Raw genomic sequence first — 13,859 nt, 5'->3', positions numbered from 1 at the left:
TATGAAAGACGTCTCATCTTCTTGTTCATAAAAGGATGCCCAGATGGTTAAGTTTAGTGCAACGCTTCTTGCTACGCTGATTGCCGCCAGTGTGAATGCGGCAACAGTCGATCTCCGCATAATGGAAACCTCTGATTTGCATAGCAACATGATGGATTTCGATTATTACAAAGATACATCCACAGAAAAATTTGGACTGGTACGCACTGCGAGCCTGATTAATGACGCGCGCAACGAAGTGAAAAATAGCGTACTGGTCGATAACGGTGACCTGATCCAGGGTAGCCCGCTGGCAGATTACATGTCGGCGAAAGGATTAAAAGCAGGTGATGTTCATCCGGTCTATAAGGCGCTGAATACGCTGGATTATACCGTCGGCACACTCGGCAATCATGAATTTAACTACGGTCTGGATTATCTGAAAAATGCGCTGGCTGGAGCGAAATTCCCCTATGTGAATGCCAACGTCATCGACGCTAAAACCAAACAGCCGATGTTTACACCGTATTTAATTAAAGACACCGAAGTGGTCGATAAAGACGGCAATAAACAGACGCTTAAGATTGGCTACATCGGTGTTGTACCACCACAGATCATGGGATGGGATAAGGCCAATTTATCCGGCAAAGTCACCGTTAACGATATAACGGAAACTGTGCGCAAGTACGTGCCGGAAATGCGCGAGAAAGGTGCCGATGTTGTTGTCGTTCTGGCGCACTCTGGCTTGTCTGCCGATCCGTATAAAGTGATGGCGGAAAACTCAGTTTATTATCTCAGTGAAATTCCGGGCGTTGACGCCATTATGTTTGGTCATGCTCACGCCGTTTTCCCGAGTAAAGATTTTGCTGATATCAAAGGCGTAGATATCGCCAAAGGCACGATTAACGGTGTTCCAGCAGTGATGCCTGGCATGTGGGGCGATCATCTCGGCGTGGTTGATCTGCAACTCGATAATGACAGCGGAAAATGGCAGGTGACGCAGGCGAAAGCGGAAGCACGCCCGATTTACGACATCGCCAATAAAAAATCCCTTGCGGCGGAAGATAGCAAACTGGTCGATACGCTTAAAGCCGATCACAACGCCACACGCCAGTTTGTCAGCAAGCCGATTGGAAAATCTGCCGACAATATGTATAGCTATCTGGCGCTGGTGCAGGACGATCCGACCGTGCAAGTGGTGAACAACGCACAAAAAGCGTATGTCGAACATTACATCCAGGGCGATCCCGATCTGGCAAAACTGCCGGTGCTCTCTGCTGCTGCGCCGTTTAAAGTTGGCGGTCGCAAAAACGACCCAGCCAGCTATGTTGAAGTGGAAAAAGGCCAGCTTACCTTCCGCAACGCCGCCGATCTCTATCTCTACCCCAATACGCTGATCGTGGTGAAAGCCAGCGGTAAAGAGGTGAAAGAGTGGCTGGAGTGCTCTGCCGGACAGTTTAATCAGATTGACCCCAACAGCACGAAACCACAGTCACTCATCAACTGGGATGGTTTCCGCACCTATAACTTTGATGTTATTGATGGCGTGAATTACCAGATTGACGTCACCCAGCCCGCCCGCTATGACGGTGAATGTCAGGTGGTTAATGCTAATGCGGAAAGGATTAAGAATCTGACCTTTAACGGCAAACCGATTGATCCGAATGCCATGTTCCTCGTTGCCACCAATAACTATCGCGCTTACAGCGGCAAATTTGCCGGAACCGGTGACAGCCATATCGCTTTTGCTTCACCGGATGAAAACCGCTCGGTGCTGGCAGCGTGGATTGCAGAAGAGTCGAAGCGTGCGGGGGAAATTCACCCGGCGGCAGATAACAACTGGCGTTTAGCACCGATCCCCGGCGATAAGAAACTGGATATCCGTTTCGAAACTTCTCCGTCAGATAAAGCCGCTGCGTTTATTAAAGAGAAAGGGCAATATCCGATGAAAAAAGTCGCGACCGATGATATCGGATTTGCGATTTATCAGGTGGATTTGAGTCAGTAATAGACATCTTTTTCGGCCTACAAATCGCATCCGGCACTTATTGGCGGATGCGATGCTGACGCATCTTATCCGCCATACAAGTCATGAAATGCAGGGTGGATAAGCGCAGCGCATCCGGCAGTTATGCCGCACGTTCATCCCGCACCGCCAGCACCTCGGGCAAATTCAACTCAATCCAGTCCGCCAGTGCAGCAACCTTTTCGCTCACCTGCTCGCCCAGCGGCGTGAGGCTATATTCCACATGCGGCGGCACCACCGGATACGCGATACGGTTAAGAAAACCATCCTGCTCTAGCGCCTGTAACGACTGCGCAAGCATCTTTTCACTCACCCCGCCCATTTTACGGCGCAGGTCGCTAAAACGATGAGTGCCTTCGCGTAGCGCCACCAGAATCAACACTCCCCAACGACTGGTGACGTGTTTCAGCACCTCGCGCGACGGGCACTGTTCAGCGAAGAGATTTCCCTCTTTCAGTTGTTGCGACAGACTAACCTGACTCATTTCACACTTACCTTTTTGTGCGTACTTACTAAAAGTAAGTTTAGGTGGTAGCGTATTTAAACACAAGACAAACCGATGGAGACTTCCCATGATCGCTATTACCGGCGCAACCGGCCAACTTGGTCACTATGTTATTGAGTCCCTGGTGAAAACCGTCCCTGCCAGCCAAATAGTGGCTATCGCACGTAATCCGGCAAAAGCCCAGGCATTAATCGCGCAAGGCATTACCGTGCGTCAGGCTGACTACGGCAATGAAGCCGCACTGACATCTGCGCTACAGGGCGTGGAAAAACTGCTGCTGATCTCTTCCAGCGAAGTGGGTCAACGTGCCCCGCAGCATCGTAATGTTATTAATGCAGCAAAGGCGGCTGGCGTGAAATTTATTGCGTACACCAGTCTGCTGCACGCGGATAAATCTCCGCTCGGCCTGGCTGCTGAGCATATCGAGACGGAGAAAATGCTGGCTGATTCTGGTATCGCTTATACCCTGCTGCGCAACGGCTGGTACACCGAGAACTACCTTGCCAGCGCCCCGGCAGCACTGGAGCACGGCGTATTCATCGGTGCGGCTGGCGATGGCAAAATTGCCTCAGCAACGCGGGCAGATTATGCAGCCGCTGCCGCGCGCGTGATTAGCGAAGCTGGTCACGAAGGCAAGGTTTACGAACTGGCGGGCGACAGCGCCTGGACGCTGACACAGTTAGCGGCAGAGCTGACCAAACAGAGCGGCAAGCCGGTTACCTACCAGAACCTGAGCGAAGCCGATTTCGCCGCTGCGCTGAAAAGCGTTGGTCTTCCTGCCGGACTGGCGGACATGCTGGCTGATTCTGACGTTGGCGCATCGAAAGGTGGTCTGTTTGATGACAGCAAAACGCTGAGCAAATTGATTGGCCGCCCGACGACAACGTTAGCCGAAAGCGTAAGCAATCTTTTTAATGTTAATAACTAGTTAATTAAAGTGGCATCCTCCCGCATCCTCTCTGATAATGACGGGATGCCGGGAGCAACCATGTCTGCTTCCTGAACATTTCTTCTGACAGACCAGTGGATGCCAGTGATGATTAGCGGCGTGTTGTACGCCCTGCTAGCAGGGTTGATGTGGGGGCTTATTTTTGTCGGGCCGTTGATCGTGCCGGAATACCCGGCGATGTTGCAGTCGATGGGGCGTTATCTGGCGTTAGGATTAATTGCACTGCCCATTGCCTGGCTGGGACGCATGCGTCTGCGTCAGTTGGCGCGTCGCGACTGGTTTACCGCCTTGATGCTCACCATGATGGGCAACCTGATTTATTATTTTTGCCTTGCCAGTGCCATTCAACGTATCGGCGCGCCTGTTTCCACGATGATTATCGGCACCCTGCCGGTAGTTATTCCTGTCTTCGCCAATCTGCTTTATAGCCAGCGCGACGGCAAACTCGCATGGGGAAAACTCGCTCCGGCGCTGGTTTGTATTGGCATCGGCCTGGCGTGTGTGAATATTGCTGAGTTAAACCACGGACTCCCCAATTTTGACTGGGCACGTTATACCTCGGGTATCGTGCTGGCGTTAGTTTCCGTGGTCTGCTGGGCGTGGTATGCCCTACGCAACGCCCGCTGGCTGCGGGAAAATCCAGACAAACATCCAATGATGTGGGCGACGGCGCAGGCGCTGGTCACGCTGCCGGTTTCGCTCATCGGCTATCTCATTGCTTGTTACTGGCTGAATACGCAAACGCCGGACTTCTCTCTACCTTTTGGCCCCCGTCCGCTGGTATTTATTAGCCTGATGATTGCTATCGCCGTGCTTTGCTCATGGGTCGGCGCACTTTGCTGGAACGTCGCCAGCCAGCGATTACCAACAGTGATTCTCGGACCGTTGATTGTTTTCGAAACGCTGGCAGGTTTGCTGTACACCTTTTTACTCCGCCAGCAAATGCCGCCGCTGATGACGCTGGGCGGTATCGCGCTGTTAGTGGTCGGTGTGGTCATTGCGGTCAGAGCAAAACCAGAAAAACCTTTAACCGAACCTGTCTCTGAAAGTTGACACCTTGCCAGTCTGTTAAATAAGCCTCTGCTACGTAAGGGTTATAGCTTTTAACTTAAAGATGCATTTAAAATGCATCTTATCTTATTAAGAATGAGGTATCAGCTATGGCTTATCGCGACCAACCTTTAGGTGAACTGGCGCTCTCTATTCCTCGCGCTTCGGCTCTGTTTCGTAAATATGATATGGATTACTGCTGCGGCGGTAAGCAGACGCTGGCGCGCGCGGCGGCACGTAAGGAGCTGGATGTTGACGCCATTGAAGCCGAACTGGCAAAGCTTGCTGAACAACCGATTGAGAAAGACTGGCGTAGCGCGCCGCTGGCGGAAATCATCGACCATATCATCGTGCGCTACCACGATCGTCACCGCGAACAACTGCCGGAACTGATTCTGCAAGCCACCAAAGTCGAGCGCGTTCACGCCGACAAACCGAGCGTGCCAAAAGGGCTGACAAAATACCTGACCATGCTGCATGAAGAGCTTTCCAGCCATATGATGAAAGAAGAGCAAATTCTCTTCCCGATGATTAAACAAGGCATGGGCAGCCAGGCGATGGGACCAATCAGCGTAATGGAAAGCGAGCACGATGAAGCGGGCGAACTGCTGGAAGTGATTAAACACACGACCAATAACGTCACACCGCCGCCGGAAGCCTGCACCACCTGGAAAGCGATGTATAACGGCATTAATGAACTGATTGATGACCTGATGGAGCACATCAGTCTGGAAAACAATGTACTTTTCCCGCGCGCACTGGCGGGTGAGTGATTTTTTAGATCAACGCACCTGGTTTACACTATCAGGTGCGTTTTCATATTACATTGCGTTATTCACCACTCTGGAACAATCTTTTATATCTACTGGTCTGGAAAAATTCATTATTCAGCCAATAATAAGCCCCTTCAACGGTTACTAAATCATTATTTTTATCGATATAAGCCTTATTCATATCCTGGGTTTCATTACGCCGCTGCCCACCATTTACCAAAGCATCATCAAGAAAATAGATATATTTATCATCATGTGCAAAAGTATCAGACTCCTTCCCCTCGGGCGTTTTAAACCATGTTAATTTTCCTTTAAGTTCAAAGATTGCAATCGTACCACCACCGATAAAATACATATATTTATCGTCAAACGCTACACGTTTCGACAATTCACCGTCAGCATTTTTAAACCACATCCAATGCCCATTAATATCGAAAATATTCACATCATCGCTCGCAATGAAATAAACTTTATTCCCGACAATATTAATGCCTTCCTGTAATTCTTGTTGCGGGTCAGGTAAATGAATAACCGACAGTGTTTTTTCTACCGCAGAAACATACTTCACCAGATAGAGCGAATCTTTATATTGCGCCACATTATCCGTCAATGGGCGGAAATATTCCGGATCAACATCAGGAATGGTCGCAACCCGGCAGTCATTGGCGCGCCAGGAAGCATCACGCTTCATCCATGTTACTTTCTCCCTCTGTAGGTCAAAAGTATTTCGGCAATCTTTACCAAACGCATAACGTTTCTCCCCGTCTTTGTCGCGATAAATCAACTGTGAACCGGCTATCCAGCGCACAATATGAAAGGTATCCGGATCGGCGTTGATGACATCTCCATTCACAAAGACCTGCGATTGGGTTCGCCAGACGGTATCCCACGGCCCTGGATTACTTTTGCTTTCACAGCTATTGGGGGAATAGATAATATTTCGCCGGGTCCAGGATTTAACGCCAAGAATAGAATAGCCTTGCGCACTGCCCAACCAGCGCCCCTGAAAGTAAATATTGCGGCGATCTTTGAGCACATCCGCAGAATCACCTGAACGAACGCGCCCGCCGACTTGTTGCAGCGAATCCATATCGACCTGTTTTTCACCGTGATTATCATCCGTGCGTTCACCATCAAAATAGAGGCTGTCCTTATCGGCGGCAAAACGCCCCCATGCGCGGAATGTTGCGACATCGACTTTCGGTGTTCCCGGCGGATTCTGAACGATTTTCCCTGCCCATAAAATATGGCGACCATCTGTCAGCCAGTCAAAACGCCAGCCACCGTTGGTTCTGATATAAGCGCCAGCATCCACTTGTACAAAATCATTATTGATATTGTCTGGAGAATCATATTCATCATCAGTGCCGTTGGGTACGCGGCGAAGTTGCTTAAACTTGACCTGCGGTAAATGAATATCCGGGAAATAGAGTCCATAATTGTCACTATCTTCAACGATATATTTTGTTCCTTGCCCCCACGGCTGGTAGTAAAACGCAGCAGAAGGCACACCGGAGCAGGCTAGTGAGGTGGTTGAAAATAAAGCCAGTACGAGACAAACGGGTTTAATTGGCAACATAGCGTCATCCTGAAGCTGTTAGCGTGAAGAGGTTATTTAAATAAGGGTTTCAGCCCGCTCGGGGGTTGCTTCACCGATGACCATCCTCCCACACCCAGGTTATAACGCAGCCATTCACCTTGTTGAGTGTTCTTTTCCTCCCTTTCCATCGATTGTTGAGCGTAAAGCTGCCCGTCTGGAGATATATACGTTTTATTTAATCTCCAGTGTCCACCTGCTTCAAGTGAGTCGGAGAGATCTTCCGGCCTGAGATTAATCAACTCCCCTTCTCCCAGAGAATTGGTTGTTACTTTATAAATTTGGTTCTTATATAAACCGATATTCTGAACAAACAGATAGAAATATTCCGGATCAACCCCCACCAGCGTTTCATAAACACACTCACTGCCCGCAGGAGTGGCTTTATGTTTGAGCCAGGAAACGTTATTCAGACCACTATTAAAGGGCGCACAGCGATAGCCAATATCCGCAAGCTCATAGTCATGCTCGCCGCTTTTATCGCGATAAACCAACCGTTCGCCAGGCATCCAACGTTTAATCTGAAAGGTTTTACGATCGGCGGGCAGAGGCTTGCCATTAACAATCACCTGCGAATTTGTCAGCACAACAAATTGCATTGATGAATAATGCCGCACGATTTGAAATCCATCGGCATCACCCAGCCAGCGACCTTTATGCCAAAGACTATTTTTATCACGCAGTAAATTCCAGATATCTGTCTCTTCCAGCGTTGACATATCCACCTGCTTATCACCGCTATTATCATCGGTACGCTGGCCGTCAAAATAGATACTGCGCTTATCGGCAGCAAAAGCGCCGAATGCCTGAAAACTGGCGGCATCGACATTAGGCTTACCGGATGGATTTTTCAGGACTTTGCCTGCCCAAAGAACAGTGCGACCATCGGTGAGCCAGGTATGCTGGCAATCCCCCTCATCATCGCAATCGAACTTATCGGGATTAAAATCGGACAGTAAGCGGCAATCTTGTTTATTGGCTAAATTGGCAATACGCCAAAGGCGGGAAAAATTAATATCCGGTAATTCGGAGAGGATTTCATCTTTTTTCCCCTTCTGTTCGGCAACGTAAACCGTGCCTTTCTCCTGCTGGCGGTAATAAAAATCTGCGCCCCAGGAAGGTGAAATGGAGAGAGGTAATGCGGCGATGAATAACCAACTGCGCTTAACCATAATGAACTCTGCAACGAGTGGCAAAGATCCACGGTAAGCTCGCGCCTGAGGGCTGTCTATGATGGTAGATTTTTTTAGGAATATATAAAGACAAAGGCACCCGCAGGTGCCTTTCAGAGTTATAAACGCGGCATTACTTCGCCATGCGTTTTTTACCAATAAACAGCCAGCCCAGCCCCAGTACAATAAACCACAACGGGGTAACCAGCAGCGCCTGACGGGTGTCATCTTCCAGCGTCAGCAGCACGATGACGAATACAAAGAACGCCATACATACCCAGCACATCAGTTTGCCGAGAGGCATCTTGTAGATCGACTTCTCATGCAGGTGCGGACGTTGTTTGCGGTACACCAGGTACGAACAAAGGATAATCGTCCAGACGAACATAAACAGAATCGCGGAAACTGTCGTGATCATCGTGAACGCGCCAATCACGCTTGGATTCACATACAACATCACCACGCCGCCGAGCAGACAGATGCAAGAGAAGGTCAGCCCTTTCGCAGGTACTGCGCGTTTAGAGAGTTTAGCGAACGCTTTCGGCGCGACGCCTTCCTGCGCCAGACCAAACAACATACGGCTGGTAGAGAATACGCCACTGTTAGCAGAAGAAGCCGCAGAGGTCAGCACCACAAAGTTAATCACGCTTGCCGCCGCAGGCAGCCCCACCAGCACAAACAGTTCAACAAATGGGCTTTTCTCCGCGACCACAGAACTCCACGGCGTCACAGACATAATTACAATCAGCGCGAAGACGTAGAACATAATGATGCGGATCGGAATGGAGTTAATTGCGCGTGGCAGTGATTTCTCCGGATCTTTCGTTTCCGCAGCCGTTGTACCGACCAACTCAATCCCCACGAAAGCGAAAACCGCTATCTGGAATCCGGCAAAGAAGCCGCTTAAGCCTTTCGGGAACCAGCCGCCGTCATTCCACAAATGCGCGAACGACGCTTCCACACCGGTCGGAGACTGGAAGTGCATCATCACCATGATCAGACCAACGACAATCAGCGACACGATGGCGACGATTTTGATCATCGCAAACCAGAACTCCATCTCACCGAACATTTTCACGGTGGCGAGATTAAGAACCAGCAACAGAATGATCACCGACAGCGACGCCACCCAGTCGGAAAGCCCCGGGAACCAGAACTGCGCATAAGCGGTAATAGCGACAACATCCGCCATACCAGTAACTACCCAACAGAACCAATAAGTCCAGCCGGTGAAATATCCTGCCCACGGTCCTAATAAATCGGAAGCGAAGTCACTAAAAGATTTATATTCCAGATTCGAAAGCAGCAATTCCCCCATTGCCCGCATCACGAAAAAGAGCATAAAACCGATGATCATATAAACAAAAATGATCGACGGCCCGGCAAGACTAATTGTTTTACCGGAACCCATAAACAACCCTGTACCTATGGCACCGCCAATGGCAATAAGCTGAATATGTCGGTTTGTGAGATTGCGCCGTAGCGACTGTTCAGCCGGAGCCTGATCATCGGCAACGACTTTTACCTGATCTACCATGTTTTTTTCTTCCTGTACCTGTCTGTGTTGTTCAGGCTCTGCGGCCTTTAGTCAGTCTATGATACGACGAATCTGTATCGGGACTCATCGATATTAGGTAACAATACGCGGGATGAATACTAAGATTTAGATCTAATGTTAATTTAATGTTTAAAGTGAGTGTCATATCACGGTGATAACGCGAAACAGCTCACAAAAATACACGCTTACGTGGTCTTTGCAACACAAAATAGCGTCGTTTGGCAAACTGAAGGGTTTATTGCTGAATGCCTGCTCCCCTCTGGCTCGAGGGGAACAGAATGCGCTGCTTAGAGGATTTCCAGCAGTTCGACTTCAAACACCAGGGTACTGAACGGAGGGATGGACGCGCCTGCGCCACGCTCGCCATAAGCCAGTTCCTGCGGAATGGTCAGTTCCCATTTAGAACCTACCGGCATCAGAGTCAGTGCTTCAATCCATCCTGGGATCACGCCGTTAACCGGGAATTCAGCCGGTTCACCACGGGCAACGGAGCTGTCAAATACAGTACCGTCGATCAGTTTACCGGTGTAATGAACGCGAACGCGGTCGGTACGCGCAGGAATTGTGCCTTCACCCTGATTGATCACGCGGAATTGCAGGCCAGATTCGGTGCTGTTCACGCCCTCTTTCTTGGCGTTTTCTTCCAGGTATTTCACACCTTCGGCAGCCATCGCCTGGAAACGCTGACGACGAACGGCATCGGCACGTTCGTGAATTTCACGCAGCGCGCGGTGCACCACATCAACCGGAACAGCCGGATGTTTACCTTCCAGCGCATCGGCAATGCCCGCAACCAGTGCTTCTGGCAGCAGCCCTTGCAGACCAGATTCACTCAGTTGTTGCCCTACCTGCAAACCAATACCGTAGCTTGCTTGCGCTTCGATGGTATCAAAAGTTGGAGTGGTCATCGTATTTCCTTTCTTCGGGTATAAAGTAGCGGCAGCATATCAGCCACACTTCTTTGGGTAAAACTTTGTCGCGGGAATGATGACAAATCACGGGGAAAAAGAAACAATAGCAATATCCCGTATGAATATAATAAAGGCGGGTTTACCACGGACATCATAGCGTTAGCTTATTCATAGGCTATGATTGAGGAACAAGACGCGGAGCAGGAGGAAACCATGCCCGGGCGCTTTGAACTAAAACCAACCCTGGAGAAAGTCTGGCACGCGCCGGACAATTTTCGCTTCATGGACCCGCTGCCGCCGATGCATCGTCGGGGGATCATTATTGCCGCCATTGTATTGGTGGTCGGTTTTCTGCTTCCGTCTGATGATACGCACAACGCGCCGGTGGTGACGCGTGAAGCGCAGCTGGATATTCAGTCACAATCACAACCGCCAACGGAAGAACAACTGCGGGCGCAATTAGTTACCCCACAAAATGATCCTGATCAGGTGGCTCCGGTCGCCCCTGAACCGATACAGGAAGGCCAGCCGGAAGATCAGCCGCAAACCACTCAAACGCAACCATTCCAGCCAGATAGCGGAATTGATAATCAGTGGCGCTCTTATCGTGTCGAACCGGGTAAAACGATGGCGCAATTGTTCCGCGACCACGGACTACCCGCTACCGATGTCTATGCGATGGCGCAGGTAGAAGGCGCGGGCAAGCCGCTAAGTAATTTGCAAAATGGGCAATTGGTACAAATCCGCCAGAACGCCAGCGGCGTAGTGACGGGCTTAACCATTGATACGGGGAATAATCAACAGGTTCTGTTTACCCGCCAGCCAGATGGCAGTTTTATTCGTGCGCGGTAGATGAAGGGTCAACGAGAAGCCAGCTAAGGATCGTCTCTTTGATGACCTTACGTCTGGCTTCCAGCGCCTGCGGTGAAACCATACTGATGTGATAAACCAGGCCAAGCGTATGCTGGTTGATCAAATAATATCCCCCGAGCGCGGCAATATTAATATTCACCTGCAACGGGTCGATATCTGGCTTAAAAATATTGAGCCTCTTCCCTTCAGCCAACAAAGATTCCATTAACTGCAAGTGCGCATGGTTAATTTCTAAAAGACGCTGTGATTTTGCATAATGCACACCTTTACTCTGGTTTTCACTATGCACAATTTTTAAAAACCAGGGGTTAGCAATGTAATAATCCCAGGTAAAATCGATGATTTTTTCAATTGCTTTTTGTGGAGGAAGACCTGAAACATCCAGGGATTTTTCTTTTTGTCGAATATCGTTCCAGGTATATTCCAGCACTTCGATAAATAAATTTTCTTTATTACCAAAGTGGTGATAAACCGTCTGTTTACTGCACCCTGCGGCCTTAACAATATTATCGACTCTGGCTCCTTCGTAACCATATTCGGCAAATTCATTAACCGCACATAACAGCAGCTTTTCCTTCAGGCTCTGTACGTTGCTGGTATCAAGATACATAACGCTTCCCCACGACCTCTTCAAGATGACTATCTTAACCCGATTAATTAGAAGCTCCAGTAAAAAGGCTAAAAACTTGTACTTTCATCGGGTTATCAAATGTCCTGTGATCACTATCGCATATCAACCAACCAGATGGTTGATCTTTCTTGCCGCACGTCGCAAGCTAATCGTCACTTAGGGAAACAATATTCAAAAAGAGAGCTATTGTATGAAATCCACTCGTCCTGTTGCCGTCATCACTGGAGCCGCACGTGGCATTGGTAAGGGGTGCGCGCTGGAGCTTGCCCGTGGCGGATTTAATCTGTTGATTAACGATCGCCCCGATGCCGACAGCGTAGAAAAATTACATGCCACGCAACAGGAATGTATGGCAGAAGGCGTGGAAGTGATTTGCTTCCCTGCCGATGTTGGCGATCTCTCCCTGCATGAAGAGATGCTCGACGCGGCGCAAAATCAGTGGGGGCGTCTGGACTGCCTGCTCAATAACGCGGGCATTTCTGTGAAAAAACGCGGTGATCTCCTCGACCTCGAACCAGACAGTTTCGACCAAAACATTGCCATTAACACCCGCGCGCCGTTCTTCCTCGCACAGGCATTCAGTAAACGTCTGCTCGCAGAGCCAAAACCAGAAACAGAATTCCCGCACCGCTCGATTATTTTTGTCAGCTCAATCAACGCTATCATGCTGGCGATGAATCGCGGCGAATATACCATCGCTAAAACCGCCGTTTCTGCCGCTGCTCGTCTGTTTGCCGCTCGCCTTTGCAACGAACAAATTGGCGTCTATGAAGTGCGCCCTGGTCTAATCAAAACCGATATGACTATTCCGGCAACGGCTTATTACGACGAACTGATCGCTAAGGGACTGGTGCCGTGGGGACGTTGGGGTTATCCGGCTGATATCGCCTCCACTGTCCGCGCGATGGCGGAAGGCAAACTGATTTACACCTGTGGTCAGGCCGTCGCCATCGACGGTGGCTTAAGTATGCCGCGTTTCTGAGGCTGAACCATGAGAGATCTGTTACAACGCCCGGATTTATTCAGCATCAATACCGCGACGCTGGGCTATAAAACCCCGCTACCCGCCATTATTGATGCCTGCGCCGCACGCGGTATTGGTGCGATCGCCCCCTGGCGCAGAGAGTTGCAGGGCGAAGATCTTCAGCAGATCGCCCGCCAGCTTGCCGCCAGTAACATGAGCGTTTCCGGTTTATGTCGTAGCACCTACTACACCGCGCCGACGCTGGCAGAACGCAAACTGGCGATTGATGATAACCGTCGGGCGCTGGACGACGCAGCGGTGCTGAACGCCGCCTGTTATATGCAGGTGGTTGGCGGCTTACCACAGGGCACAAAAGATCTGTATGAAGCACGGGAACAGGTGAAACAAGGGATACGCCAGTTACTGCCACATTCGAAAGATGTCGGCGTGCCAATTGCGCTGGAGCCACTGCACCCAATGACCGCCGCCGATCGCTCTTGTTTGTGCACGTTACGCCAGGCGCTGGACTGGTGTGATGAACTCGATCCCGATGGGGAGTTTGGCCTCGGCGTGGCGGTGGATGTTTATCACGTCTGGTGGGATCCGGATCTCGCCAGTCAGATCCTGCGCGCCGGAAAACGTATTCTCGCGTTTCATGTTTCCGACTGGTTAGTGCCGACCACCGATCTGGTCAATGACCGGGGAATGCCGGGAGATGGCGTGATAAATATTCCGTCAATTCGTCGACTGGTTGAAAACGCCGGATTTAATGGCGCTATTGAACTGGAAATATTCTCACCGTACTGGTGGCAGAAAGATATTAACAGCACGCTGGATATTAGCGTCGATCGCATCGCGCATTATTGCTAAG

At 50.0% G+C, this 13,859-nt stretch carries 13 protein-coding genes; 7 read left to right on the top strand and 6 right to left on the bottom strand.

Annotated features, from left to right (window positions below):
• Window positions 1-43: 43 nt before the first annotated feature.
• Window positions 44-1,987: a 2',3'-cyclic-nucleotide 2'-phosphodiesterase gene (gene cpdB / locus HEM79_RS13245; protein ID WP_176241472.1), complete on the top strand. Its 1,944-nt coding sequence runs from the start codon at window positions 44-46 to the stop codon at window positions 1,985-1,987.
• Window positions 1,988-2,108: 121 nt separating this feature from the next.
• Here the strand turns inward: cpdB and HEM79_RS13240 are convergent, their stop codons facing one another.
• The gene (locus tag HEM79_RS13240; protein ID WP_001317588.1) at window positions 2,109-2,489 is read right to left on the bottom strand and encodes a winged helix-turn-helix transcriptional regulator; all 381 of its coding nucleotides are present in this window, start codon (window positions 2,487-2,489) and stop codon (window positions 2,109-2,111) included.
• 88 nt (window positions 2,490-2,577) lie between these two features.
• Here HEM79_RS13240 and qorB point away from each other — a divergent pair, with 88 nt between their 5' ends.
• The 3 genes from qorB to ytfE all read left to right on the top strand — a co-directional run bounded on the left by qorB (window position 2,578) and on the right by ytfE (window position 5,282).
• Entirely contained in the window at window positions 2,578-3,438 is an 861-nt protein-coding gene (gene qorB / locus HEM79_RS13235; protein ID WP_176241473.1) for an NAD(P)H:quinone oxidoreductase, read from the top strand.
• A gap of 108 nt (window positions 3,439-3,546) precedes the next feature.
• Window positions 3,547-4,512, top strand: coding sequence for a DMT family transporter (locus HEM79_RS13230; RefSeq protein ID WP_176241490.1), 966 nt, complete (start codon window positions 3,547-3,549; stop codon window positions 4,510-4,512).
• A 107-nt stretch (window positions 4,513-4,619) separates the two neighbouring features.
• Window positions 4,620-5,282, top strand: a complete 663-nt coding sequence (gene ytfE, locus HEM79_RS13225; protein WP_016159984.1) for an iron-sulfur cluster repair protein YtfE — start codon at window positions 4,620-4,622, stop codon at window positions 5,280-5,282.
• Window positions 5,283-5,340: 58 nt separating this feature from the next.
• Here ytfE and HEM79_RS13220 read toward each other — a convergent pair whose 3' ends face one another.
• The 4 genes from HEM79_RS13220 to fklB form a co-directional block, all read right to left on the bottom strand.
• Window positions 5,341-6,861 (bottom strand): hypothetical protein, encoded by a 1,521-nt coding sequence (locus HEM79_RS13220; protein WP_176241474.1) that lies wholly within the window; start codon window positions 6,859-6,861, stop codon window positions 5,341-5,343.
• A gap of 32 nt (window positions 6,862-6,893) precedes the next feature.
• Entirely contained in the window at window positions 6,894-8,051 is a 1,158-nt protein-coding gene (locus HEM79_RS13215; RefSeq protein ID WP_176241475.1) for a hypothetical protein, read from the bottom strand.
• Between the two features lie 133 nt (window positions 8,052-8,184).
• Window positions 8,185-9,588 (bottom strand): D-serine/D-alanine/glycine transporter, encoded by a 1,404-nt coding sequence (gene cycA / locus HEM79_RS13210; protein WP_064525833.1) that lies wholly within the window; start codon window positions 9,586-9,588, stop codon window positions 8,185-8,187.
• 308 nt (window positions 9,589-9,896) lie between these two features.
• Complete coding sequence (fklB, locus tag HEM79_RS13205; RefSeq protein WP_176241476.1) at window positions 9,897-10,517, bottom strand: FKBP-type peptidyl-prolyl cis-trans isomerase; 621 nt, start codon at window positions 10,515-10,517, stop codon at window positions 9,897-9,899.
• Between the two features lie 216 nt (window positions 10,518-10,733).
• Here fklB and ytfB point away from each other — a divergent pair, with 216 nt between their 5' ends.
• Window positions 10,734-11,372, top strand: a complete 639-nt coding sequence (gene ytfB, locus HEM79_RS13200) for a cell division protein YtfB (RefSeq protein ID WP_176241477.1) — start codon at window positions 10,734-10,736, stop codon at window positions 11,370-11,372.
• Here ytfB and HEM79_RS13195 read toward each other — a convergent pair.
• Window positions 11,356-12,003 (bottom strand): TetR/AcrR family transcriptional regulator, encoded by a 648-nt coding sequence (locus HEM79_RS13195; RefSeq protein WP_010348212.1) that lies wholly within the window; start codon window positions 12,001-12,003, stop codon window positions 11,356-11,358. The two genes, ytfB and HEM79_RS13195, sit on opposite strands and share 17 nt — an antisense overlap.
• A 211-nt stretch (window positions 12,004-12,214) precedes the next feature.
• On the opposite strand from HEM79_RS13195, the gene HEM79_RS13190 reads away from it, so the two are divergent.
• Complete coding sequence (locus HEM79_RS13190; RefSeq protein ID WP_176241478.1) at window positions 12,215-13,006, top strand: 3-ketoacyl-ACP reductase; 792 nt, start codon at window positions 12,215-12,217, stop codon at window positions 13,004-13,006.
• 9 nt (window positions 13,007-13,015) lie between these two features.
• On the top strand, window positions 13,016-13,858 hold the full coding sequence (locus tag HEM79_RS13185; protein ID WP_054628142.1) for a sugar phosphate isomerase/epimerase family protein: 843 nt from the start codon (window positions 13,016-13,018) through the stop codon (window positions 13,856-13,858).
• Window position 13,859: the final 1 nt, after the last annotated feature.

Origin of the sequence: Escherichia sp. 93.0816 (assembly GCF_013368855.2) — a bacterium.
Taxonomy (GTDB): Bacteria; Pseudomonadota; Gammaproteobacteria; order Enterobacterales; family Enterobacteriaceae; genus Escherichia; species Escherichia ruysiae.
Note: the sequence above shows the minus strand (reverse complement) of the source record. Positions and strands in the feature narration are given on the sequence as shown.